This window comes from Stenotrophomonas sp. GD03680, from assembly GCF_029844625.1.
Taxonomy (GTDB): Bacteria; Pseudomonadota; Gammaproteobacteria; order Xanthomonadales; family Xanthomonadaceae; genus Stenotrophomonas; species Stenotrophomonas maltophilia_P.
In genome coordinates, this window is record NZ_JAOCKC010000001.1 from 510,258 (window position 1) to 535,129 (window position 24,872).

Here is a 24,872-nt window from a genome sequence, read left to right on the forward strand (position 1 = left end):
GGGAAAACTCCAGCAGGATTCACAGCGCCCGCTGACAGGGGCGATGGCGTCCAGTATCATCGCCCTTTACGATGGATCAAAAATGGAATCCATCGATATGAGCGATGGATCGATGCCCTACTCTCCTGAATCCCTGCAGGCGTTCGTCGAGGCTGCCGCACTGGGCTCCTTCTCGGCTGCCGCGCGGCGCCTGCGCAAGACGCAATCGACGGTCAGCACCGCCATCGCCCATCTGGAAGCCGATCTGGGCGTATCGCTGTTCGACCGCAGCGGGCGCTATCCGCAGCTTACCGACCCGGGGCGGCAGGTGCTGGGCCATGCCCAGGAAATCCTGGCTGCCGATGCGCGCCTGCGGCAGCTGAGCGTGCGCCTGGCTGCACCTGTCGAACCCCGGCTGACGGTGGTGTTCTCCGATGTTTACCAGCTGGACCCGACGCAACAGGTGCTGCAGCGCTTCGCTGAAGCCTTTCCCGAAATCGAACTGGAGTGGCTCGACGCTGAAGGGCACGATGTGCTGGAACTGGTCGGCAGCGGCCGCGCCGGACTGGGCCTGCTGCCTCGCCAGGAGCGCTATCCGGATGCAGTGATCGCACAGCCCCTGGCCCATCACAGCGAGCTGGCGGTGTACGTCGCGCACGGACACGCACTGGCCGCGGCCGGTGCGCGCGCCGCACCGCAGCTTGCCCGCCATCGACAGATTCGCTTGAGCGCACAGGTCGATCACGCGCGTGCCGTCGCCGGCCCGGCCTGGACCGCATCGGACTACCTGATGGTGATGGAAATGGCCGAGGAAGGCATCGGCTGGGCCGAACTCCCGAGAGCGCTGGTGCAGCGCTACGACCGCGGACACCTGGTGGAACTGGCCCTGCCCGGTTGGCCGCGGCGCATCCACAGCGACCTGGTGTGGCGACGCGACACGCCACCCGGGCCGGCCGCACTGTGGTGGGCCGACGCACTGCGGTAGCGCCGGGCCGTATCGGCCCGGGATGTATCAAGGTTGTTGCAACCGCAGCCGCGCATGGGCTCGGCACTCCCCCTCAGCGATGCGCCAGTGCGTAGTCCAGCGCGGAGCAGACCGCGGCCACCTGCGCGTCGTTGCACTGCTGCGGCGTGGCGCGCGGGCTGTCCGGGTAGACTTCGGTGGTGGTGGTGTACGGCGCACCGGTGATGCCGGCACAGAGGGCCAATTCCACCAGCGGGTACTCGATCACGCCATGGGCCACCACCGGAGAGCCGATGATCTCGCCCTTGTCGTCGGCCGGTGCAATGTGGGTCACCTTTTCCACCGCCGCGATCACGGCCTGCTGGAACGCCGGCTGCGGATTGGCGCTGTCGTCCACCAGGTAGAAGCCATCAGGAATCAGGCCCGGTTCGAACGGCTTGCCGTCGCGCGCCGCCAGCGCAGGGCGGAACTCGCTTTCATCGCTGTCGGTGGTCTCATGCAGATCGATGTGCAGCGCGAACTGGCCCTTGAGGGGTTCGATCAGCTCGATCAGCGCGGTTGATTCGCGAGCCGGACCACCGGCACGGAAGTTGCGGTTCGGATCGATCGCGTCGAAGTTCCAGCGGTTGATGCGCTCGAAGCCCCACGGGTTGACGCACGGTGCCACCAGCAGGTTGGCCTTGCCCACGTAATTGGCCGCGTGCTTTTCAAGGAACTCCAGGGCACCCATCACGCCACTGGTTTCGTAGCCGTGCACGCCGCCGGTGACCAGCGCCGCCGGCAGCGCCGGGTTCCAGTCGCGGCTGCGCAGGGCGAACAGGGTATAGGTCTCTCCCGCGTAGTCGAGCTGGCCGTAGGCCACCTTGTCGAAGCGCGCTGCCAGTGCCTCGATGCGCGGCAGTACTTCCTCGTCGTAGCGGCGCAGGCGCTGCTGGCGCGCACGCCACTGCTCCCGTTCCGCCGCTCCCCACGGCTGGCCAGGGGTTCCGACGGGATAGAAGACAGCTGCAGGCATGACGGATCTCGGTGAGTCAGGAGGCAATCATTCAGTTTACCACCCGACCCCGGAGGCCATCGGCCCTCGATTCCATTCACGAATGGAATCAGCAATAATTCTCATTTACCACCTTCCCTGCGCCGTCCAGATGCCCCTCCGCACCCCGAAACCGGCCCAGCTGCCCTTGGTGGCAGCCCTCGCCCTGTGCCTGATGCCCCTTGCTTCGGCCCTCGCCGAGGACGCCCCGACCACGCTCGACAGCATCCAGGTCTCCGGCAGTTGGCTGGGCACCGGCCTGCATGACAGCGTCAAGAGCTTCGCCGGGGCACGTACGGTGGTCGATCGCCAGCGCATCGAGGCCAGTGGCGCGACCAGCATCGGCGACGCCATGCGCCGCATCCCCGGCGTGCAGGTCACCGACAACTCCGGCACCGCCGGCAGTTCGGTGTCGCTGAACATCGGCGTGCGCGGCCTCACCGGCCGCTACTCACCCCGCTCGACGGTGCTGCTGGATGGCGTGCCGCTGGCCGTCGCACCCTACGGCCAGCCCCAGCTGTCGTTCGCGCCGGCCAGCCTGTCCAACATCGAATCGATCGACGTCGTGCGCGGCGGCGGAGCCGTGCGTTACGGGCCGCAGAACGTGGGCGGCATCATCAACTTCAGCACCCGCGCCATCCCGCAGCAGAGCGGCCTGCACGGCGAGGTCGGGATCCGCTACAACGCCCATGACCATGGCGGCGGCGACAGCACCCAGTACAACACCTTCCTCGGCGGCACCAGCGACAACGGCCTGGGCGTCGCCCTGCTCTATTCCGGCCAGGACGGTCGCGGCTGGCGCGAAGGCAGCGACGACCGTTTCAACGATCTGGCACTGAAGTTCGCCTACGCCATCGACGACCAGCAGACGCTGCGTGCCAAGCTGTCCTACTACGACGTCCGCTCGCTGACGCCAGGCGGCCTGACCCGCGCGCAGTACGAGGCGGATCCGTTCCAGAACACGCGTCCCGATGACTTCTGGAAGGGCCACCGCACGGGCATCGATCTGGGCTACACCCACACGTTGTCCGACACCAGCGAGTTCGAGGTACTGGCCTATTACAACGAAAGCACCCGTGCCAGCTCGCTGATCAACGCTGCCAACACCCACGTGAGCGTGCAGCCGCGCGACTACCGCGTGCTCGGCATCGAACCGCGCTACACCCAGCGCCTGCACTGGGGGGAAAGCGTGCACGACGTCACCGCCGGCTACCGCTTCCTGCGCGAGCGCGGCAACGACCGCAGCTACACGGTGACCCGCCGCACCGGCGCCACAAGCGCCATCAACCGCTTCGACAATGCGACCGACGCCCACGCCTTCCATCTCGACGACCGCATCGCCATCGGCCAGTGGCGGATCACGCCGGGGGTGCGCATGGAATGGATCGACATGGACCGCCGCCAGGCCGATGGCGGCACCACCTTCAGCAGCCGCAACGACAAAGCCCTGCCCTCGCTCAACGTCGCCTACCTGTTGACCCCGCAGCTGACCGTGTTCGGCAACTACACCACCTCGTTCGGGCCCGTGCAGAACATCCAGCTGAACTCGCAGACCGCCAGCAATCCGCTGAATCCGGAGGTGGCCAGGACCACCGAGCTGGGCGCCCGCTGGCAGGACGGCGCACTGCGCGCGGACGTCACGGTGTTCAGGATGCGCTTCGACAACCAGATCCTGCAGGTGCCGGGGATTACCCCGCCCACCTTCCAGAACATCGGTGCGACCGACCACAAGGGTGTGGAAAGCGCGCTCGAATACCGCTTCGCCGAAGACAGCGTGCTGGCCGGACTGGAACTGTACGCCAACTACACCTGGACCAAGGCGATCCAGCAGTCCGGTGACAACCGCGGCCGGGACGTGCCCTTCTACTCGCGCGACACCGACAGCATCGGCGCCCGCTATGCGCTGTCGGCCTGGACCTTCAATGTCTCCAGCACGCACCAGAGCGGCCAGTTCTCCGACGCTGCCAACACCTGGCAGGAAAGCGCCGATGCACGTGTGGGCCGCGTGCCGGGGGTGCGGCTGTGGAATGCGCAGGTGGCCTGGCGGGTTCCGGGGCTGGGCGACAGCGAGATCACGGCCGGCGTGAACAACCTGGCCGACAAGCGCTGGTACACCCGCAATGTCGACGGCAATGCCGGGCGCATGGTGGCCGCGCCACGCACCTTCTACCTGCAGGGACGCTACCGCTTCTGATGCGGTAAATGCCCGATGCGGTGACGGTGGCGATCACGATGGCGGCGTATCATGCCGCCACCATGGCCTCCACGGTTCCACCATCGCGCCTGCATCTGGCCTTCCAGGGCCTGCGACTGCGCCTGCGTGGCAGCGACCTGTGGTTCATCGCACTGGCGTTGCTGGTCGGCCTGATCGCCGGTGGCCTGACGCTGCTGCAGTCGGACATCGCGCGCGGGCTGCAGAGTGCGCTGTACGGGCTGGAACCCGGCATGCGCCTCAGCTCCCTGCCCGCGCTCAGCTGGACCGCCCTGCTGGTGCTGCCGCTGGGCGGCCTGCTGGTCGGGCTGGTCAGCCTGGCGGCCGCGCGGCGCAAGCGCCCGCTGCTCGACGCGGTCGAGGCCAATGCCCTGCATGGCGGTCGCATGTCGATGCGCGACAATCTGATCGTGCTCACCCAGACCCTGCTGTCGAACGGCTGCGGTGCGTCCGTCGGCCTTGAGGCTTCGTATACCCAGATGGGTGCGGGCAGCGGCTCGCAGCTGGGCCGTGTCATGCGCCTGCGCCGCAATGATGTGCGCATCCTGGTCGGTGCCGGTGCCGCCGGCGCCATCGCCGCGGCCTTCGGGGCTCCGCTGGCCGGCGCGTTCTACGCGTTCGAGATCGTCATCGGCGCCTACACGCCCGCCGCTCTCGCGCCTGTGGCCCTGGCCGCACTGGCGGGTGCATTCGTCGCCGACCAGGCTGGCATCGAGGCGTACCTGCTGCCCGCAGCCTCGACCATCGATGTGCGCGCCGCCGACTACGCGATCTACGGCCTGCTCGGTTGCTGCTGCGCCATGGTGGGGATCGGCGTGATGCGACTGATCGCCTCCATCGAAGGCGTGGTCAAGCGCAGTCCACTGCCCCTGTGGGGGCGCCCGATGGTCGGCGGCCTCCTGCTGATTCCACTGGCCATGGCCAGCCCGCAGGTGCTTTCCTCCGGTCACGGTGCGCTGCACCTGGACCTGACCACGCAGCTGCCACTGATCTGGATCGGCGGCCTGCTCGCCCTGAAGCTTCTGGCCTCGGGCATTTCGCTGGGCTTCGGCTTCCGCGGTGGCCTGTTCTTTGCGTCGCTGTTCATGGGCACCCTGGTCGGCACCCTGTTTGCCGGCCTGCTGGCGATGGCCACCGGCGTGCCCGTGGTCGACGCCACGTCCGCGGCGCTTGCGGGCATGGCCGCGTTGGCCGCTGCAGTGGTCGGCGCGCCGATGACCATGGCCATGCTGGTGCTGGAAGGCACCCACGACTTCCTGCTGACCAGCGTGGTGATGAGCGCGGTACTGGTCTCCAGCACACTGGTCCGCCAGTGGTTCGGTTACTCGTTCTCGACATGGCGCATGCATCTGCGCGGCGAAACCATCCGCAGCGCACGCGACGTCGGCTGGATCCACACCCTCAACGCCGGGCGGATGATGCGCAAGGGCGTTGCCACCACTCCGGCCGGGCTGGATGCCGCTGCGTTCCGCCAGCGTTTCCCGCTGGGCTCCGGCAGTCGCGTGGTCCTGATCGACAGCGAAGGCCACTACGCCGGGATCGTGCAGATTCCGCGCGTCTACGCCGACGGCGTGAAGCCGGAGACACCCGTTGGCGATCTGGCCGAGAACCGCGAGGTGTCACTGTTGCCGGGCGCGGATGTGGTCAGCGTGATGCAGTGCTTCGACCGGACGCAGGCCGACGAACTGGCCGTGGTTGCCGCCGATGGCCAGCTGCTGGGCATTGTTTCCGAGGCCTTCGTGCGCAGGCGCTACGCCGAGGAGCTGGACAAGCGCCAGCGCGAACTGATGGGCGAGCGCGTCGAAGACGCCGATTGATCGCCCGCCCCGCTGCTACAGCGCTTCGCCGGCATCGGCCAGCCGCGACTCGATCAACGCGTACCATTGCTCCAGCATGTCGATCAGCATGTCCAGCTCTGTATCGGCACGCTGCGCCCGGCCACTGCGCAGGCAGGCCTGGGTTTCCTGCAGCTGGGCCAGGAACCCGGCCACGGTATCGGCCTGCAGGATCAGGCCCGGCAGGCGCCGCCCGGGGATGCGCACGACCGCATGATTGCCGAGCTGGCCATACACGCTGAGGGTGGTTTCCGTCTTCATGGACAGAGGCAGGAATTGGGCGTTCATCGCGTGCACCGTATGAAAACCTGAGCCACCGGCAGGGGTGGACGACGGGGGAGACGTGGCCACGTCCTGCCGGTGGTCAGGGGGGACTCGGGATGCCGGGGCATGGCCACGGCGCGGGAGACTTCAGCGCGGGTGCGCGATCCCGACGATCTGCACCCGGCGATTCGGCGCAAGGCACGCGATCAGTTCGCGACGGTTGCGCTGTGCGCACTGCACGATCGGTTCAGCCGCGCCGCGCCCTTCGGCACTGATGCTGCCCGGCGGCACTCCGCCCTGCACCAGGGCCGTGCGCACCGCTTCGGCCCGCTTCTGCGAGAGTTGCTGGTTGTAGCTGGCCGCACCGATACGGTCGGTGTAGCCGACGACCTGGATCGACTGCACCTTGCTGGCCTCACGGACCTGCGCCAGGATGCCCTGCACCGCCTGCTGGCCTTCGGCGCTGAGTACCGCGCTGTCGAAACCGAACAGTGCATCGGCGGCCAGGCGCAGCGGCTGTTCGGGCAGTGGCGCGGGTGCCGGCGGCGGCGGTGGTGGCCGCGGCGGGTCGAGCACGGCGGCGCAGGATTCGGGCTTCCAGTAGCCGGCCTGGGCGATGCCCTTGTTGTCGAAGCGCACCTGGAACTGGCAGGTGAAGTACTCGGCGCCCTGTGCGGTGCGGAAGTTGAACAGATAGTTCCACTCGCGCACGCCCCACATGCCTTCGTTGAAGTGGGGCGTACCCAGCAGGCTGTACAGCTGCCGCTTGCTCATCCCGGGCGCGAAGCGGCGCAGGTCGGCGATGTCGGGATAGGTACCCTCCTTCAGCGACGCCTTGGAGACTTCCGGGAAGGCCACTGCAGTGGCCTCCGCCGGACCCTCACCGGCGGGCGCGTGGCTGCGGCAGGCGGCCAGCAGGCCGGCGGCGAGGATCAGGCCCAGCGACGCGGCGATGCGGCCAGCGCGGGCGATGCGATGCTGATTCATGTCATTCCCCCTGTAGACGTTTGCGCGGCAACCGGGCCGCGATTGCGGCCCGGCTACGGCGGTTACCACTGGATGCCGGCACCGACGGCCACACCGGCCTCGCCACGGCTGTTGGTGGAGCCGCTGAACTTGTAGATCCAGCGGCCTCCTTCCGAGACACCGGACAGGCCCACCGCCACGCCCGATTCGCCGTTGTAGCTGCCGGCTGCGAACGAGGCCATGCTGCGACCCGCTTCGCTCGGCTGCGGCAGCGAGGCCGTGGCCATGGCCGAAGCGATGCCGGCCGAAGCGCGGTTGTCGGTCCTGCGCAGGTCGCGCTCGAAGCCGCCCATGCGCTCGTCGGTATAGGCCTTCGACCAGTCCAGAGTCTGCGCCATGCCGGACTTCAGCTGGTCGACATTGACCGCGTCGGTGCCTGCCGTACCGGCGGCAACGTTGCGGACCGTCGTCGGGCCGCTGGTGCTGCTGCCGAGAGTGACACTGTTGAAGTTGGTGGCTCCGTTGACGGTGGTGTCGTAGCGGATGGTGCCCTGCTGCGAGGCCTGCAGCTGCCGCACGTTGACCGCATCGGTGGCCTGGGTGCCGTCTGCCACATTGACCACCTGCCGTTCGGCGCCGCTGGCCCCCACCGAAACCGTGTTGGCACGGTTGGCCACCGACCCTGCGCCCAGGGCCACCGAGTTGTCGGCCTGTGCCTGCGAGCCGTTGCCCAGGGCCGTCGAGTTGGCACCGGCAGCCGTCGATCCTGCACCACCGGCTGCGGAATTGGCGCCCGTCGCGGCCGGATCGGCCAGGTTGTTGCTGTTGTTGGCGCGGAAGCTGCCGGCGACGTTGGTGATGTTCTGGATCTTCTGGTCGGTGTAGGCCTTGGACTGATCGATGGCATAGTTCACGCCATTCTTCAGCTGGCCGACATTCGTCGCGTCGTGATCGTCCGAGCCGTCGGCAACGTGGGTGATCTTGCGTTCACTGCCGCTGCTGCCGACCGACACTTCGCCTGCCGAATTGCTGGCACCCGTCTGACCATAGGCACCGGTATAGCCGCTCTGCGCGCCGACGCTGGCCACCGAGCCGGCACCCAGTGCCACGCTGTTGTCCGCGCTGGCGTTGGCACCGTTGCCGACTGCCACGGCCGAAGCACCTGCCGCACTGGCCTGCGGACCCACCGCCAGCGCCTCCGCACCCGCCGCAGCGGCCGCCGCGGCGCTGGAGTTCACTGCCAGGTACGGGCTGCCGCCACCGTTGGTGATGCGCTGGTTGAGCACCCTCAGCGAACCGTCCACCGCGGAGAACGCCGCGGTGACGTTGCTGTAGTCGTTGGCGGTCAGGGTGCCGTCGGTGGCGATGCTGGAGATGCTGAACGACGGCGCGGTCCACAGATTGGTGGTGCCGTCGAAGGCCGTGCTGCCGCCGAAGTAGCTGGCGATGGTCGAGTTCGTGCTGAACAGCTGGTCGCCGGTGATGGCGTCGCTGCTGCCTGCAAGGATGCTGCCGGCCGCCACGTTGGTCACCTTCACCGCACCCGTGCCGGTACCACTCAGGGTGACCGTGTTCACGACGTTGCCACTGCCATCGACATCGTACTTCACCGCGCGCTTGTCGATATCGTCGGTCTGGTCGGCGACATTGGCCAGCGAATTGCTGACCGCGTCGAAGGCGGTGCCGACGTCGTTGTAGCTGCCCTGGCTGATGGTGCCATTGGCGGCGATGTTGTTGATCGTGTAGGTCGGCGCGGTCAGCACGCCGGCCGCATTGACCGCCGCGCCGCCGCCGAGGTGGGTGGCAACGGCCTGGTTGGCAGCGAACAGCTGGGCACCATTGATGGCTTCGGTGCTCGTGGCGCTCACCTGGCCCGGGCCGAGGTTGCGCAGCGTGGTCGCCGTGCCGCCCTGACCCAGCGTGGCGCTGGCGTAGTTGACGCTGCCATCGCCATTGAGGTCGTAGCGCAGCGCGCCTTCCTCCGAGGCCTGCAGCTGGCCCAGGTTCACCGCATCGGTGGCAGCCGTACCGGCGGCCAGATTCGTCACCTGGCGTTCGGCACCCGCGGCACCGATCGACACGCTGTTCGCACGATCAGCCAGGCTGCCGGCACCGACCGCGATCGCGTTGGCCGCCGTGGCGCGGGCGTTGGTACCGACCGCGATGGAGTCGGCACCGGTGGCCACTGCCTCCACGCCCGTGGAGTTCACCCGCAGGTACTTGGTGCCGCCGTTGCGGATATCGTTGATCTGCGTGTTGAGATTGACCAGCGAGCCGTCGACGGCGTCGAAGGCATCGGTCGCATTGTTGTACAGGCCCTGCGCGATGGCGCCGTCGGTGGAGATCGTGCTGATCTCGAACAGCGGCGCGGTGAAGGCGCCACTGACCGGATCGAAGGCGGTGATGCCACCGAAGAAGCCGGCGATGGCGGCGTTGGTGGTGGCCAGCTGGCCGCCGTTGACGGCTTCCAGGCTGCCGGCGGTCACCGCACCCGCGGCGAGGTTGCCGATGGTGGTGGTACCCGTGCCGTTGCCGAGCGTGACGCGGCGATAGTCTGGATTGCCTGCGCCATCGACGTCGTACATCACCGCGCCGGCCGAAACATCATCGATCAGGCTGATCGCGCCCTTCAACTGGGCGACGTTGACCGCATCGGTATTGGCGCTACCCGCAGCCAGGTTGGTGATCTGGCGCTCGCCACCGTTGGCGGTACCCACCGAAACTTCACCGGCAGAGACCTGGGCGGCGGTCAGGCCATAGGCGCTGTAGCTGGCCTGTGCGCCGCGCAGCGCAGCAGAACGGTAGCCCAGTGCCACCGAATTGGCCTGGTTCGAGGTCGCCTCCGCACCCATCAGGGTCTGGCCGTTGGCAGTACCCACCGCGCTGTCGCCGACAATCACCGAGTGGCCCATGCGCGCGGCGTAGTCCGCAGTCGGCACGCCGGTTGGATTGGTGGGATCGTTGGGACCGGCACCCGGGAACGCCACGTTGGCATCCACCTTCGGCAGCTCATGGCGGGCATTGGCGCCGATCACCACTTCCTTGGAGCCGTTGGCGAAGGCACCGTCACCCATCAGCACCTGGTAATCCTGTGCGGCGTTGACCGCCCAGCAGGAGATGTCGGCCAACGCGATATCCAGGCACTTGGCGGCCCATGCCGGCGAATCGGTCGGCAGCAGCAGGCCCAGCAGGCCACCGGGGTTGCCGTTGTTGATGTTGTAGATGTAACTGTCGGAGGTGACGCCACCGATCAGGGTCAGGTGCGAGCTGCCACCGGTCACCGCGCCGCCCAGGCCATTGAGGGTGCTGCCGACCGGTGACAGGTTCACGACCGGCAGGCCGAGCACGTTGACCGTGGAGTAGGCCTGCATCACGTTCGCGTTGCTGAGCTTGAGATTGCCGTTGTGCAGATAGCCGTCACCGCCGAACAGGCTGCTGGTCGTCGGGCCGATCAGCTGGCCGACGTTGCCGACCAGGCCACCGGTACCGATGATGAGTCCCGCATTCGGATCAGCCGGAGCGGGTGCCTTCGGGCTGTCCGGCGGAATCGCCGAGGGCTGGGTCAGGCCCAGGCCACCCAGCGTGCCGCCCACCAGCCCGCCGACTGCGCCGCCGAGATTGTTGACGGTACCGTTGAGGTTGCCCTCCAGCAGGTTGCCCACCGCACCGCCGACGTTGCCGAGCGTGCCGGTGAGTACGCCGTCCAGCCCGCTGCCTGGCGTGGTGCTTCCACCCCCGAGCAGGCCACCGACAACGCTGCCGACCGAGCCGACCGTATTGTTGAGTGCACCGCCCACGGCACCTCCGATGGTGCCGACGGTGCCGTTGAGCACACCACCCACCGCACCACCGACTGCGCCGACCGTGCCGTTGAGCACGCCTCCGACTGCACCGCCGACTGCGCCCACGGTGCCGTTCAAAGCACCGCCTACGGCGCTGCCGACTGTGCCAACGGTGCCGTTCAGCGCACCGCCGACTGCACCGCCGACCGCGCCGACAGTTCCATCCAGGACGCCACCGACCGCACCTACGGTGCCGTTCAGAGCGCCACCCACGGCACTGCCAACCGTGCCGACGGTGCCGTTGAGCGCACCGCCGACCGTGCCGACAGTTCCATCCAGGACACCGCCGACTGCACCTACGGTGCCGTTCAACGCGCCGCCCACAGCACTGCCAACCGTGCCAACCGTGCCGTTGAGCGCACCGCCAACGGTGCCGACGGTTCCATCGAGGACACCGCCGACTGCACCTACGGTGCCGTTCAGAGCGCTGCCTACGGCGCTGCCGACCGTGCCGACCGTGCCGTTGAGCGCGCCACCCACCGCACCACCGACGGTGCCGACGGTTCCATCGAGGACGCCGCCGACTGCACCCACCGTGCCATTCAAAGCGCCGCCTACGGCGCTACCGACCGTGCCGACGGTTCCATCGAGGACGCCGCCAACCGCACCCACGGTGCCGTTCAACGCGCCGCCTACGGCGCTGCCGATCGTGCCGACTGTGCCGTTGAGCGCGCCACCCACCGCACCACCGACGGTGCCGACGGTTCCATCGAGGACACCGCCAACCGCACCCACGGTGCCGTTCAAAGCGCCGCCTACGGCGCTGCCGACCGTGCCGACCGTGCCGTTGAGCGCGCCACCCACCGCACCACCGACGGTGCCGACGGTTTCATCGAGGACGCCACCTACAGCACCTACGGTGTTGTTCAACGTGTCGCCCAGAGAACCACCGACGTTGCCAACGGTGCCGTTCAATACACCGCCCACCGCACTGCCGACCGTACCGACAGCACCGTGGAGCGTGCCGCCTACTGCGCCCACGGTGTTGTGCAGCGTGCCGCCCACTGCGCCACCCACGGTGCCGACAGTGCCGTTCAGTACACCGCTCACCACACCGCCGAGGGCGCCGACGGTTTCGTGTAGCGTTCCGCCTGCTGCGCTGCCCACCGTGCCGACCACGTCGTGCACTACGCCACCCACCGCACCGCCGACCGTGCCGGCAGCTCCGTGGAGCGTGCCACCTACTGCGCCCACGGTGTTGTGCAGCGTGCCGCCCACTGCGCTACCTACGGTGCCGACGGTTTCGTGCAGCGTCTCGCCTGCTGCGCTGCCCACCGTGCCGACTACGCCGTGCACTACGCCACCCACCGCACCGCCAAGATCGCCCAGGGCGCCGTGATGCAGGCCTCCGAGACCGAGCGTGCTGGCCTGCGCACTCACGACGGTCCGGCCCGCGAGCTTCAGGTTGCGATCGGCCACCACGTCCTGGCCACCCGGGCCCTGCACGCGCACCTTGCCGGCGACGCCTGCATCGAACGCCGCCGTGATCGCGCGATCATCGGTCTCGCCCGGCAGTTCTTCCTTGGCGGGCAAGCTCACCGCTGCGGTTGCGGAGGCCTTGCCCTGGCCCTCGATTCGATGTCCGGCGATGGCCAGATGCGAGTCGGCGTTGCCGTCGATGCCGGCCTTCAACCCGGACAATCCCTGCGAGGATGTCGTGATACCCGCTGCCGCCTTGGCGCCGGCACCCACCGATGCCACCGGGGCACCCGCGATGCCGACCCTGGCCTTTGCCTTCGCATCGGCCGTCAGCCCCAGCGGCGAAGCGGAGCCGGAGGAAACGTTCGCTGCCAGTGAGGTATCCACCTGGGTACCTGCTCCGATGCCGAGCTGGGCCCGCACATCAGCGGCCAGCGCTGGCGTGGGCACATGCTGCGGCGATGCGGTCGCCCCCAGCTTCACCTGCACGGCGGCCGGCAGGACCTCGTGCACCAGCGGCAGCGAGGCCGTGCTCAGCTGCAGGCCCACACGCGTATCGGCACTGATCGCAGGCGTCGCCTGCGCCTGTCGCGCGGCTGCGGCCAGGGCGACTTCGGCATCGACTTTCACCGGCAAGGTCTGGGTGTACTTGGCCGCCAGCGCCTGCAGATCGCGCAGCGACTGATTGGATTCGGTTGCGGATGCCGGCCCGTTGGCCAGCACGCACAGCAGTGCAAGCGCAAGGGCGCTGGGCGTCAGCAGGGAGGTGCGCGGATCGCGTGATGCGGTGCCGCCGCTATCGCCGGTGGCCAGTTCCGAGGCCACAACCAGAGCATTGAGCTGGCGGTTCCATACACGCCGGTAGATGCGGTTCATGAGCATTTCCCCCGTAGGCGAACAACTTGAATGACAGTGGACTTGCCGCTAGGCAGGTGACTGACATTTCAACGGTTCGCGGAGGCGTGGCGCACTTCAATCCGGCAGGGCAATCGCGCAATCCGGCAAATCCACGGCCGGATTCGGCAGCCGGATATGCAAAACCGGCAGCAATGCCGTGAAAGCCCCTGTGGGGCAAGACTCAGGCCGGTTGGCCCAACTGCGCAGGTGCGCGCATCAGGGTATCCCGCGGAAGTTCACCGAACACCTTCCGGTAATTGTCGGCAAAGCGCGAGAGATCCCACAGGCCACAGCTCAGCGCGATCGCCTTGACCGAACGCCTGCTGGAGTCGGCCATCGACAGGCTGCGGCAGGCTGCACAGAGGCGCAGCATGGACAGATAACGGTTGGGCGACGTACCGAACAGATCTTCGAATGCATAGCGCAGGCCACGCTCGCTGACACCGGCGGCGTCGCAGATTTCATTCATGTATATATTGCGACGCAGGTTGAGCCGCATGAAATTCTCGGCGCGCTGGGCGATCAGGTAATGCGTACGCCGTGCGCGGCTGCACCCCGGGCGATCCACGGCACCGGCACCCAGCAGGGCCTGGATGTGCTCATGCAGCAGCCGCTCGGTTTCCTCCGGCTGCAGGCTGGCACCCTGCCCCAGCTGCTGGTGCAGCTGCTGGTAATGCAGCGCCAGCGGGGCATCATCACCGGACAGATTGAACAGCGAGAGCGCCTGTCCGGCCGGCGGTGTGCTGCGCAGGCTCAGTTCGGTCAGCTTGCGCTGCACTCGCGATACCGGCACCAGCATCAGGGTCAAGCGGGTACCGGGGCTGAGGGTGAATTCACTGATGCCTTCGGGAAGCACGGTCAACGCCATCCCGGCCGCCAGCGGTACGCCATGGCACCAGCTCACCGCCTCGTCGGTGGCCTGCAGATACCCCAGCATCGCCCAGTCCGGCGGCAGCATGAAGCGGCCACGGCAATGGAATCCGCAGCTGATGCTGCAGAACAGGGCTTCCTCATGCACGCGCGAAGCGAACGCCGCGCGCGGACCATTGCCGTCGAGCAGCAACAGTTCCACATCGCATACGCGAAGCACACCGCTCAGCGTGGCCAGGTCGATCGACCGGAGCTCGCCGTCGTCGCTGTCAACCACCCCACCATCAACCATGACAGTGTCGTCCCCCGTTGGTCAGCTGCCCGCCGCAACCCCCACTGCCCTACAGGTGCGCGCGGTTTCCAAGAGCATCATCCGTTGCCGTGATGGATGCGGCCACTGGCCGGCTCCACCTTGAAAGTACCAAACCTTGAATACGAGTATGCCCGATAATCCGCGCAGGTAAACAGGTCGCGCGGGAATACAGCAACCCGCGCCCGGCGTGAAGGAAATGTGGGCGCCAGTGGCACGATTCTCGCATGCGTTAACCCGGGTCACATTATTAACATCACGATGAATCGTTACGCCTGGGAACGGCGCTTCATCACAGAATAAGCAACCGATTATCAGGAATAAGAGATTCCTGCCGAATTTGCATATAGGTTCCGGTTGCACCCGGCCGCCATTCAGGCAAAGTCGGTATCACGGTGATCGAACCGCTCCGATGCGGTCACACCCAGGGGACAGCATGACGATGCACGCGCTGCTCGATGACGTTGCGACCACCGGCCTGGTGCCGCGCGGTCGCACATGCGCGGTCGCTGCACTCCCTGGCGGAGATCACCCTGCTTTAGCGATGCGGGACAGTCCCGCATTGCCACCTCCGCCAGGATGGCAGAGGTCCATGGACGATCCCGACGGAGTCGGGCAACCGGCCGATGCAGGTGTCTTGTTGCCATTGACAGGTAGAGGGAGACAACCGTCATGAACGCTTCCATCCGCAAGTTCCTGAAAGAAGAAGATGGCGTGACCGCACTCGAGTACGGGCTGCTGGCCGCTGTGATCGCCGGCATCCTGATTGCCGTGGGCCGCACCCAGATCACGGAATTCTTCACCACGCTGTTCACCCGCCTTTCGGCAATCGCCACCGAAGCAACCACCTGAGCGACCTGCGGACGCACCACCGCTGGTCGCGCCATCCGCGACCACGGTGGCCGCAGGCCGGGATGCGGTTGCAGACGGTCCAGTGACGGACGAAGGGGAGTGCGATGACACTGCTGGGACTATTGGCCATCGGTGTGTGCCTGCGGATCGCGATCAGCGATCTGTATGCCCGCCGGGTGCCCAATGCCTGGCTGCTGGCGGCGTGCGCACTCGCAATACCTCTGCTCGTCGCCGGGCAATTTGGTGAGCCACGACTGCCATGGCCGGCGCACCTGCTCGGTGCCGTTGCCGGCTTGCTCGCGCTCCTGCCCTTCTACGCACTACGCTGGATGGGCGCAGGCGACGTGAAATTCTTTGCCGTGCTCGGCCTGCTGCTGGGATGGCATGCCTTGCTGCCGATATGGGTAGTGGCCAGCCTTGCCGCCGGCGCCCACGCAGTGGCGATCCTGCTCGGGCGTCAGCTGGGCATGCACCTGCCGATGCGCGTGCAGCTGCAGGTATCGCGCGCCAGCGAGCAATGGCAGACACACCCCGCATTGCGCGGAATGGAGGCTGCCCGCCAGGGGCGCCGCGGCATTCCCTATGCGGCCTACCTCGCATTGGCGGCGATCGGCTGGCTCCTGGCCACGACCTACGGAGGTCTCGCATGAACACCCTCGGTCCGCGGCGCCAGCGTGGCGTGGTTGCCGTCGAATACGCGCTGATGATGATCCTCGGCCTGGTGCCGCTGCTGCTGTTCACTTTTTCCGGCGTGCTGATCATGGCTGCCCAGCAGACGCTTGCAACGGCCGCTGCCGAAGGCGCGCGCGCATCGCTGCGCTTCGGAACCGCCAACGAACGACGCGCCGCCGCGTGCGTCGCAGCACGCCAGTCGATGCAATGGCTGCTGCAGTTCTCCAGGCAGAACCCCGACTGCAGCGCCGGCGGCACCGGTCCGATCCAGGTCTCGGCGCAGGCACCCTGCGCGGGCATGGCAACCGCGCAGTGCATGACGGTGACCGTCCGCTACGACTATGCCGCCCACCCCTTCTTCCCCGGCACCGCCACGCTTTACGGCTGGGTGATGCGGGCCCCCATCCGCAGCGTCGCGGTCGCCCAGCTCGACCTCGGCTCCGGCAACTGACGGTACAGGAGACGGTTCCATGCTCAAGTTGACCCGCATCGCCGCCATCGCTCTGATCGCACTCGCGGTGCTGCTGGCGCTGATCGCATTCGTGATCGGCCGCAGACCCGCCCCTTCGACGGAAAGCGCGGCTCCGGTCGTTCACGCCGACGCACAGGCCATTACGGTGGTCGAGGCCATCGCCCGGCTGCCGGCCGGTGAACCGATCACTGCCAATGGCGTGCGCCTGGCGCGTCGAAGCGCGGCCGTGCCGGGCGCCGCCGCAGACCTGGCCGCCGTGGTCGGCAAGGTGCCGGTGCAGGACATCGCCGAAGGCAGCACCATCAGCGACGCGGTGCTGGCCCAGGGCTTCTCGCTGCAGCTGCGGCCCGGCGAGCGTGCACTGGCGGTGCCGGTGGATGAACTGGTCGGTGCCGGCAACCGCATCCTGCCGGGCGATTTCGTCGACGTGTTCCTCAACCTGCGCAGCGAACCTGCCAGCTACAACGCGGCACCCGACGCCGCACAGACCCGCCTTCTGCTCTCGCGCCTGCGCGTGCTCAGTTATGGCCAGCAGGACATCGCCCCGAACACGGGCAGCACGAATGCCAGCGCCGATACCAGCAACCGTGCGGACCCGCGCGCGGCCGATATCACCAGCAACGCCAGCAGCGGTGGCGGCAGTAGCGGTGACGCGGCCCAGCCGGCCCGCAGCGCCGTGCTGGCGGTGCCGGTGGCCGATGCCAACCGGCTGCTGCTGGGCGCGCAGCAGGGCAAGCTCTACCTCGCGCTGCGCAATCCCGCCGACGCCGGCCAGCCCGATCTGGCCCTGTTCCCGCAGGCGCGGGGCGTGATCGATCCGCTGCGTGGCCTGGACGCAGAACAGCAGCTGGCGTTGCAGCGCCCCGAGAACCACGCCTTCGCCGGCATCGATGGCGATGCCCTGGCCGGCCGCAGCAACGCACGCGCACGCACGGTGAACGACGCCCCGGCACAGCCCCCCGCCGCCCGCCGCAGCGCACCGCGCGCATCCGGAATCGAGATCATCCGCGGCGACGGTTCTGCGCCCCGCGGCTCCCTCTGACCTGCACCGAGAGCTTCCATGACCGAACGTCGCCAGAGTCCACGCCCCTCCTCCCGCCAGCGCTGGCTCGCTCTACTGCTGGTGCTGCTGGCGCCTGCGACCAGCGTGGCTGCCGACGACCTGGTGCTGCAGGCCCGCGAACAGCGGCCGTGGACACTGCCCGCGGACCTGGAACGGGTGGCCATCGCCGATCCGGGCGTCGCCGATATCGTGATGCTGCGTGGCCAGCGCCAGGCGCTGCTGGTCGGCAAGGCCCCCGGCACCACCACCCTGCTGCTGTGGCACCGTAAACAGCCGGAGCCACAGCGCGTGCAGGTCCGCGTGCAGAGCGCGGTGCAGGGGGCGGCCGATGCGGGTTCCAGCGGCCTGGTGTTCACCCAGCAGGACCAGCAGGGCCTGCTGCAGGGAAGCACCGACAGCGCGCTCTCGCACATGCAGGAACAGAAGGCGGCCGCGATGGCGTTGGGCAAGGATGGCCAGCTGGCCGATGCCTCCACCATCGCCAGCGGCGGTGTGGTCCAGGTCGAGGTGAAGGTGGTCGAGTTCAACAAGACCGCGCTGAAACAGGTCGGCATCAGCTTCCAGAACCGCAACGGCGGTTTTGCCTATGGCTTCGCTCGTCCGGGCGGCATCCTGCCGGGCAACACCGGCGTGCTGCCCGGCATGCAGGAGGGCAATTCCAGCAACGAATCGGACTCGCCCATCTCGTCGGCCTTCCGCCTGGTGTTCGGCTCGACGAAGGGCCTCTGGAATGCGGACCTCGATCTGCTGCAGTCCAATGGCATGGCCCGGGTGCTGGCCGAGCCGACCCTGGTCGCGCTGTCCGGCCAGAGCGCCAGCTTCCTCGCCGGTGGTGAACTGCCGATCCTCGAACCCCAGGGCCTGGGGACCACCACCATCACCTACAAGCCGTTCGGCATCGGCCTGACCGTCACCCCGACCGTGCTCGCGCCCAACCGCATCGCCCTGAAGGTGGCGCCGGAAGCCAGCGACCTCGACTACACCAACGCCATTTCCCTCAACGGTGTGCAGATTCCGTCGATCAGCACCCGCCGTGCCGATACCACGGTGGAACTGGGCGATGGCGAGAGCTTCGTGATCGGCGGTCTCGTCAGCTCGACGGTCGCCTCCACGGTGAACAAGATCCCGCTGCTGGGCGACCTGCCGATCATCGGCTCGTTCTTCCGCGATTTCGACTACAAGCGCCAGGACAAGGAACTGGTGATCATCGTCACGCCACGGCTGGTGCAGCCCCTCGCCCGCAATGCCGAGCTGGCACTGCCAGGCGAGCGCGAGGCCCGGCCCAACCTGCCTGAGTGGGGTTCCTGGCTGCTGGGTCCGGTCAGCCAAGACCCGGTGCCCGGTTTCTCACGTTGAATCCATGATGCCTGCGATACCACGCCCATGCCCTACGCCACTGCCCAGCCGCTGCATCCGCAAGGACCGCCGATGAACCTGGTCCTGTACGGGATGGATCGCGAACTGCTGCCGCGGCTGGCGGCCAAGCTGCCGCCTGCCACCACCCTGCACTGGCAGGACAGCGGTGAGCCGACATCCGCGCAGGACCTGCAACGCGGTCCGCAGAATCTGGTACTGCTCGACTTCCGCCCCGAGCACGCCGCCGCCTCGACCGTGCTGGCGCAGCAGCTGCAGCAGACCCAGCCGGACCTTGCGCTGGTCGCCGTTGGCGCCACCAGTGCCGGGCAGGTCGAAGGCGTGGTGATGGCGCTGCGCGCCGGCCTGCGCGATGTGCTCGACCTGGACAGCGACAACACCGGCATCGAGGCCGCGCTGCGCCGCGCGCTCTCGCCCCGGCCCGCCGCTGCCGCACACCAGCCGCACAAGGCGCGGTTGATCCTGCTGCTGGGCGTACGTGCCGGGGTCGGCACCAGCACACTGGCCGCGCATCTGGCCGTGCTTGCACAACAGACCCATGCATTGGCGCAGGGCGAGGCCAGCACCCAGGACGGTCTGCTGCTGGAACTGGCGCAGCCGGCAGGCGACCTGGCGCTCTACCTCAATCTGGACAGCCGCTTCCACTACGAAGACGCACTGCGCAATGCCAGCCGCATCGACGCCACCCTGGCGCGCACTGCGATGGCGCGCCATGACAGCGGACTGGTCCTGCTCGACCGCGCCAGCGGCAGCGATGCGCTGCCACCGTCCGATCCGGGGGCCCTGCTGCAGCGCCTGCGCGGCGTGTTCGCCAGCGTGCTGTGCGACGCCGGCGGCTGCCCGCTGCGTCAACTGCCACCGCTGCTGCTGGACCAGGCCGACGAGATCTGGCTGGTCGCGGACGCTTCGATTGCCACTCTGGTCTCGCTTGACCATGCGCTCAAGCATCTGTCCGGCCAGCGCGAACGGGAGAAGCGCCTGCAACTGGTGATCAACCGCCATGACGACAGCAGCGGCATGAGCCCGGAGCAGATCGCCCGACGGTTCGAGCTTCCACTGCTGGCCACGCTCCCCGAACGACCACGCGTACGTGCCTCCGCCAGCCACGGCCACCTGCTGCTGCAGGACGCGCCGCGTGATCCGTACCTGCGTGCCCTCGCCCCGCTCGTCCAACGCCTGGATCCGGCTGCATGCCCGGTCCAGACGCACGGCCTGCGGGAAAGACTTGCCCTTGCCCTGGGTGGATCGCAATGGAAGACAAAGTAACCCCGTTTCCGCACGCCGTCGCCCGCCACACCGTTCCTGACCACGTTGCGGGCAATCTGCCGTTCGCAGAGACCGAGCAGTACCAGAAGGTGCTGTCCGCGGCGCATGAGCACCTGCTCAACAGCATCGAGGACGAGCGCATCGATATCGATTCCTGGGCTCCGGACACGATCGCGCGCTGGGTGCAGGTGCAGACCGTGGGTTTCATCCAGGAATGGCGCATCCCGATCAATGAAGAGGAGATGCAGGTGGTGGCCGAGGGCCTGGTCAAGGAGCTGACCGGCTTCGGCCCGCTGGACGACCTGCTGCATGATCCCACCATCGAAGACATCCTGATCAATGGCTTCAAGGATGTGCACGTCTCGCAGGGCGGACAGCTCAAGCGCGCAACCCAGCGCTTCACCGACGACACCCATCTGCTGCGCATCCTGCGCCGCATCCTCGCACCACTTGGCCGGCGCCTGGATGACTCCAACCCGATGGTGGATGCGCGCCTGCCCAACGGCGGCCGCCTCAATGCGATCATCTCGCCGCTGGCGGTGGACGGCCCGATGGTCTCCATCCGCAAGTTCCGCAAGGACCCGTTCACGCCCGATGAACTGCTGGCCAAGGGCACCTTCGATGCGCCGATGCAGGCGCTGCTGAAGGCGATGGTGCTGGGTCGCTGCAACATCCTCGTCTCCGGCGGCACCAGCTCGGGCAAGACCTCGCTGCTGAACGCCCTGGCCAGCTACGTGCCACCCACCGAGCGCGTGATCACCGTCGAGGACACCGCCGAGCTCTCGCTCAACCATCCGCACGTGGTGCGCCTGGAGAGCCGCATCGGTGGTGCGGAGGGACAGGGCGCCGTCAGCATCCGTGACCTGGTGCGCAACAGCCTGCGCATGCGCCCCGACCGCATCGTGGTCGGCGAGGTGCGCGGCGCGGAAGTGCTGGAGATGCTGCAGGCGATGAACACCGGCCACGACGGCTCGATGGCCACCATCCATGCCAACTCGCCGCGCGACTGTCTCTATCGCATCGAGATGCTGGCCGGCTTCGCCGGGTTCCAGGGCAGCGAAGACAGCCTGCGCCGGCAGATCGCCAGCGCGATCGATTTCATCGTGCAGATCTCGCGCCTCGGCAGTGGCCGGCGCGTGCTGGTGTCGATCACCGAGATCACCGGCGTCAGCGACAACCTGATCACCACCCAGGAGATGTTCCGCCACGAAGTGCAGATCGACGGCAGTGGCAAGGAGACCGACCGCTGGATCGGGCTGGGCTTCCAGCCGCACTCGCACAAGCTCGAGCCATTCCGCCAACTGTTGCGCGAATCCCTCTACGGAGACTACTGAACATGGGGACCGGCCTGCTGCTGGGCGTATTGAGCATCGTGTCGGTGCTGCTGGCGCTGGCGGTATTGCTGTGGGGCACCGCCAACAGCCGCGAACAGCGGCAGGCATCCCTGCAGCATGCCGAACAGCAGCTGGCACGTGGCAGCGCGGGCCCGGGCAGCAACGCGGCTGCGGCCAACGATGGATCGCGGCCGCTGCCGGCAGCAGCTGGCCGTCGCGCGCTGCCCTGGAATGGCCTGCTGCAACGCGCGGGCCTCGCCACCGGCTGGAAGGTGCCGCTGATGCTGCTGGTGCCCGGCCTGGCCCTCTCGCTGTTCGCGATGCTGCGGCTGGGAACGGCATGGATGCTGCCGCTGACGCTGCTGCTGTACCTGCTGGGCTGCTGGTTGTGGATCATGCGCCGCACCGCCAAGTTGCAGGCCAAGCTGCTGCATCAGCTGCCGGACTTCCTCGACAACCTGGTCCGCCTGACCGCGCTCGGCAACAGCCTGCAGTCGGCCTTCCAGGTCGCGTCGCAGCAGGCGACGCCGCCGCTGCGTGAGCTGCTGGACACCACGGTGCGATACGCGCGGGGCGGCATGGACCTGGACCGCGCACTGAACCTCGCCGCGCAGCCCTATCGGATGGAGGTGCTGAAGGTGCTGGCCGTGGTGATGGGCGTCAGCGTCCGCATCGGCGGCCGCGCCGATCAGATCCTGCAGCGCATGGGCGATTTCATGCGCGACCTGGAGCAGGCCCAGCAGGAGCTGTCAGCCACCACGTCCGAGACCCGCATGTCGGCCTGGGTGCTGGGACTGCTTCCGCCCGCCAGCGCCGTACTGATGGCGATCTCCAGCCCCGAGTTCTTCCAGCCCGTCCTGCACGATCCGCTCGGTCACAAGATCCTGCTGATCGCCCTGGGCCTGGAACTGCTCGGTGGTTTCCTGCTGTATCGCCTGGCCAAGTCGCTATGAGCATCCGCAGCGGAGGTTCCCGATGAGCGCAACTGCTTGGTTCGCACTTGCCCTGCTGGTCCTGGCCGCCGGCGTCGCCCTGCTCGGTGTGGGCGGCTGGGTCCGCAGCCATCGCGAGGACCGCAGTGCGGCAACGCTGAAGACCGCATTGCAGCCACGTGATCCGATCGCCGACGAGGACGCGGCCCGCAGGGATTCACTGGGCTGGCTGGAGCGCTTCGGCCGGACGCTCAGCGGCGGGCGCCTGGAAGCCGCACTGCTGGCAGGCGAGGATCGCCTGCTGCTTGATCTGGCCGGCTGGAACACCCGTCGCGGCACGGCGATCTATCTGGGCCTGCGCCTGCTGCTGGCAGTACTGGTGCTGGCGCTGACCCTGGCCGTGAGCGATGCCACCGGCCTGGCCCGGATCATGGTGATCGTCGGCGCGCTCGCCGCCGGCCTGCTGCTACCCAAGTTCGTGCTGGCCGCGTGGGTCAAGCGGCGGCGGCGCGCCGTCAACAACGAGTTGCCGCTGTTGATCGACCTGCTGCGCCTGCTGCAGGGGGTTGGCTTCAGCATGGATCAAAGCCTGCAGACCCTGGGCGACAAGCTGCGCGACGCACTGCCGGTGCTCGGTGGCGAGATCCAGGAGGCGAACGTCGCCTACACCCATGGACGCACTCGCGCCCAGTCGCTGCGCCGGCTCAGCGATGTCTACGGCGATGACGACCTGTCCAGCCTGGTGCAGTTGATCCTGCAGGTGCACGCCCACGGCGGCGCGGTGCAGGAGCCGCTGCGCCAGTTCAGCATCCGGCTGCGCGAACAGCGCCGCAATGCTCTGAAAGAGAAGGTCGGCAAGCTCTCGGTGAAGATGACCGTGGTGATGATGCTGACCCTGCTGCCTGCACTGATGCTGGTGCTGGCCGGGCCTGCGCTAGTCGCGCTGGCCAAAACCCTGTCGAACATGGGATGACCGTCATGCCTGCTCTGCGCCACGCCTGTCTGTTGTTTGCTCTTGCCACTGCCGTCGCGGGATGCGCCTCGTCCACCCCGAAGTACCTGCGCGCGCCTACCCTGGCCGAGCCCGGGCCCGCGCCGCAGGACAGCCGCAATGCCTACCTTGAGCTGATCGAGCGCATGCAGCTGCAAGGGGCCTGGTACGCCTCGCTGGCGCATGTGGATGCATTCCGCCAGCGCTACGGCGATCCTCCGGCGCTGCGCCTGCTGCAGGCCAATGCACTGCGCGAGACCGGCCAGACCGACGCCGCGGCCGCGCTGTACCGCGAACTCAGCAGCGGGCCGCAGGCCGCCGCCGCGGCACATGGCCTGGGCCTGATCGCCGCGCATCGCGATGACGAGGCCGGCAGCGAACTGTCGCTGGCCCGCGCCACCCAGCTGCAGCCGTTGAATACCGATTATCTGGGTGACCTGGGGTATGCGCGTCTGCGTGCCGGCCGCTTCGATCAGGCCCGCGAGCCGCTGGCCAAAGCACTGGAACTGTCACCGGGCAACGCCAAGGCGACCGCCAACCTGGCGCTGTGGGCGGTCCTGCGCGGCGACAACGCCACGGCTGAACGCCTGGCTGCGCAGGCCAACCTCAACGAAGACACCCGGCGCAGCATCCAGCAGCAGGCCCAGCAGATCCGCAGCCGGCTGCAGCAGCGCCAAGCCCAAGCATCGGCGGCCAGCAGCACGGCACGGATCGCCACTGTGCCATCCCGCGCCCCCGCCCCGGCCGGCAGCCGGCTGGCGGCCGAAACACGCCGTGACGCCCGCGATCGCGATCCCTCCCGTCTGCCGCCGTCGATGCTGGAGCGCTTCGGCACGTCCGACCACCCGACCGAGAACACGCCATGACCGCGATGACCCTGATCCGACGCCTGCTGCCTGCGGTCACCTGCTGCCTGCTTGCCACGGGAGGCCACGCACAGGCGCCACAGGCGCCGCTGACCGGCCAGATGCTGGGAGGCAGCCCGGCAGCGGCCCCTGCCATCGCGCCGCAGCAGGCCGAAGCACTGGCAACCGTCGACCTCGCGGCGCCTGCGCCGCCCCCCGCGATGCCGCCCGCGCCTCCTGCCCGGGTGGCCGCTGCACCGGCTGCGCCGCGGCGCAGCGAGGTCGGTGATGCCACGCGCCAGCTGTTCCAGCTGCAGGCGTCCGGGCAACAGGCCGGCCCGCGGCTGCCGATCCTCGGTGATCAGGCCACCGCCAGCTACGCGCGCTACCTGAAGAGTTTCGAGCAGGACATCCCCGCCTTCTTCGACACGGATGTCGGCAGTTCCAAGAGCACCTCCAACTCCGGACGCTGAGGCATGC

Annotated in this window: 19 protein-coding genes; 14 read left to right on the top strand and 5 right to left on the bottom strand. The window is 68.0% G+C overall.

What is annotated here, in order from left to right; translation table 11 throughout:
- The first annotated feature begins 112 nt into the window (after window positions 1–112).
- The gene (locus N5J29_RS02280) at window positions 113–964 is read left to right on the top strand and encodes a LysR family transcriptional regulator (protein WP_164152586.1); all 852 of its coding nucleotides are present in this window, start codon (window positions 113–115) and stop codon (window positions 962–964) included.
- A gap of 73 nt (window positions 965–1,037) precedes the next feature.
- Here the strand turns inward: N5J29_RS02280 and N5J29_RS02285 are convergent, their stop codons facing one another.
- Window positions 1,038–1,958 carry a M14 family metallocarboxypeptidase gene (locus N5J29_RS02285; protein ID WP_164152547.1) on the bottom strand — a complete coding sequence of 307 codons (921 nt, stop codon included), beginning with the start codon at window positions 1,956–1,958 and terminating at the stop codon, window positions 1,038–1,040.
- Between the two features lie 130 nt (window positions 1,959–2,088).
- On the opposite strand from N5J29_RS02285, the gene N5J29_RS02290 reads away from it, so the two are divergent.
- Both N5J29_RS02290 and N5J29_RS02295 read left to right on the top strand, forming a co-directional pair.
- Window positions 2,089–4,170, top strand: a complete 2,082-nt coding sequence (locus N5J29_RS02290; RefSeq protein WP_164152545.1) for a TonB-dependent siderophore receptor — start codon at window positions 2,089–2,091, stop codon at window positions 4,168–4,170.
- Between the two features lie 62 nt (window positions 4,171–4,232).
- Entirely contained in the window at window positions 4,233–6,005 is a 1,773-nt protein-coding gene (locus tag N5J29_RS02295) for a chloride channel protein (RefSeq protein ID WP_204313637.1), read from the top strand.
- Between the two features lie 15 nt (window positions 6,006–6,020).
- Here the strand turns inward: N5J29_RS02295 and N5J29_RS02300 are convergent, their stop codons facing one another.
- The 4 genes from N5J29_RS02300 to N5J29_RS02315 all read right to left on the bottom strand — a co-directional run bounded on the left by N5J29_RS02300 (window position 6,021) and on the right by N5J29_RS02315 (window position 14,573).
- The gene (locus N5J29_RS02300) at window positions 6,021–6,311 is read right to left on the bottom strand and encodes a hypothetical protein (RefSeq protein ID WP_164152543.1); all 291 of its coding nucleotides are present in this window, start codon (window positions 6,309–6,311) and stop codon (window positions 6,021–6,023) included.
- A 123-nt stretch (window positions 6,312–6,434) separates the two neighbouring features.
- On the bottom strand, window positions 6,435–7,274 hold the full coding sequence (locus N5J29_RS02305) for an OmpA family protein (RefSeq protein ID WP_053517837.1): 840 nt from the start codon (window positions 7,272–7,274) through the stop codon (window positions 6,435–6,437).
- A gap of 62 nt (window positions 7,275–7,336) precedes the next feature.
- Window positions 7,337–13,390 carry an ESPR-type extended signal peptide-containing protein gene (locus N5J29_RS02310; protein ID WP_279924091.1) on the bottom strand — a complete coding sequence of 2,018 codons (6,054 nt, stop codon included), beginning with the start codon at window positions 13,388–13,390 and terminating at the stop codon, window positions 7,337–7,339.
- A 202-nt stretch (window positions 13,391–13,592) separates the two neighbouring features.
- Window positions 13,593–14,573 (bottom strand): helix-turn-helix domain-containing protein, encoded by a 981-nt coding sequence (locus N5J29_RS02315; RefSeq protein ID WP_065175242.1) that lies wholly within the window; start codon window positions 14,571–14,573, stop codon window positions 13,593–13,595.
- Between the two features lie 690 nt (window positions 14,574–15,263).
- On the opposite strand from N5J29_RS02315, the gene N5J29_RS02320 reads away from it, so the two are divergent.
- The 11 genes from N5J29_RS02320 (at window position 15,264) to N5J29_RS02370 (ending at window position 24,865) form a co-directional block, all read left to right on the top strand.
- A complete protein-coding gene (locus tag N5J29_RS02320) occupies window positions 15,264–15,443 on the top strand; it encodes a Flp family type IVb pilin (protein ID WP_065175243.1) in 180 nt (59 codons plus the stop codon).
- Window positions 15,444–15,547: 104 nt separating this feature from the next.
- Window positions 15,548–16,093 carry a prepilin peptidase gene (locus tag N5J29_RS02325; RefSeq protein ID WP_065182942.1) on the top strand — a complete coding sequence of 182 codons (546 nt, stop codon included), beginning with the start codon at window positions 15,548–15,550 and terminating at the stop codon, window positions 16,091–16,093.
- Window positions 16,090–16,566 (top strand): TadE/TadG family type IV pilus assembly protein, encoded by a 477-nt coding sequence (locus tag N5J29_RS02330; protein WP_164152539.1) that lies wholly within the window; start codon window positions 16,090–16,092, stop codon window positions 16,564–16,566. Before N5J29_RS02325 ends, N5J29_RS02330 begins: the two co-directional genes overlap by 4 nt.
- 19 nt (window positions 16,567–16,585) lie before the next feature.
- Complete coding sequence (cpaB, locus tag N5J29_RS02335; protein ID WP_164152538.1) at window positions 16,586–17,629, top strand: Flp pilus assembly protein CpaB; 1,044 nt, start codon at window positions 16,586–16,588, stop codon at window positions 17,627–17,629.
- An 18-nt stretch (window positions 17,630–17,647) separates the two neighbouring features.
- Window positions 17,648–19,006 (top strand): type II and III secretion system protein family protein, encoded by a 1,359-nt coding sequence (locus N5J29_RS02340; RefSeq protein ID WP_164152536.1) that lies wholly within the window; start codon window positions 17,648–17,650, stop codon window positions 19,004–19,006.
- Window positions 19,007–19,033: 27 nt separating this feature from the next.
- Complete coding sequence (locus N5J29_RS02345; RefSeq protein ID WP_065175248.1) at window positions 19,034–20,290, top strand: fimbrial protein; 1,257 nt, start codon at window positions 19,034–19,036, stop codon at window positions 20,288–20,290.
- The gene (locus tag N5J29_RS02350; RefSeq protein WP_065182946.1) at window positions 20,275–21,624 is read left to right on the top strand and encodes a CpaF family protein; all 1,350 of its coding nucleotides are present in this window, start codon (window positions 20,275–20,277) and stop codon (window positions 21,622–21,624) included. Before N5J29_RS02345 ends, N5J29_RS02350 begins: the two co-directional genes overlap by 16 nt.
- Before the next feature lie 2 nt (window positions 21,625–21,626).
- On the top strand, window positions 21,627–22,577 hold the full coding sequence (locus tag N5J29_RS02355) for a type II secretion system F family protein (RefSeq protein WP_164152534.1): 951 nt from the start codon (window positions 21,627–21,629) through the stop codon (window positions 22,575–22,577).
- Window positions 22,578–22,599: 22 nt separating this feature from the next.
- Window positions 22,600–23,529: a type II secretion system F family protein gene (locus tag N5J29_RS02360; protein WP_065182948.1), complete on the top strand. Its 930-nt coding sequence runs from the start codon at window positions 22,600–22,602 to the stop codon at window positions 23,527–23,529.
- 5 nt (window positions 23,530–23,534) lie between these two features.
- Entirely contained in the window at window positions 23,535–24,413 is an 879-nt protein-coding gene (locus N5J29_RS02365; protein ID WP_065175332.1) for a Flp pilus assembly protein TadD, read from the top strand.
- Entirely contained in the window at window positions 24,410–24,865 is a 456-nt protein-coding gene (locus N5J29_RS02370; RefSeq protein ID WP_164152533.1) for a DUF3613 domain-containing protein, read from the top strand. Before N5J29_RS02365 ends, N5J29_RS02370 begins: the two co-directional genes overlap by 4 nt.
- The last annotated feature ends 7 nt before the right edge of the window (window positions 24,866–24,872 follow it).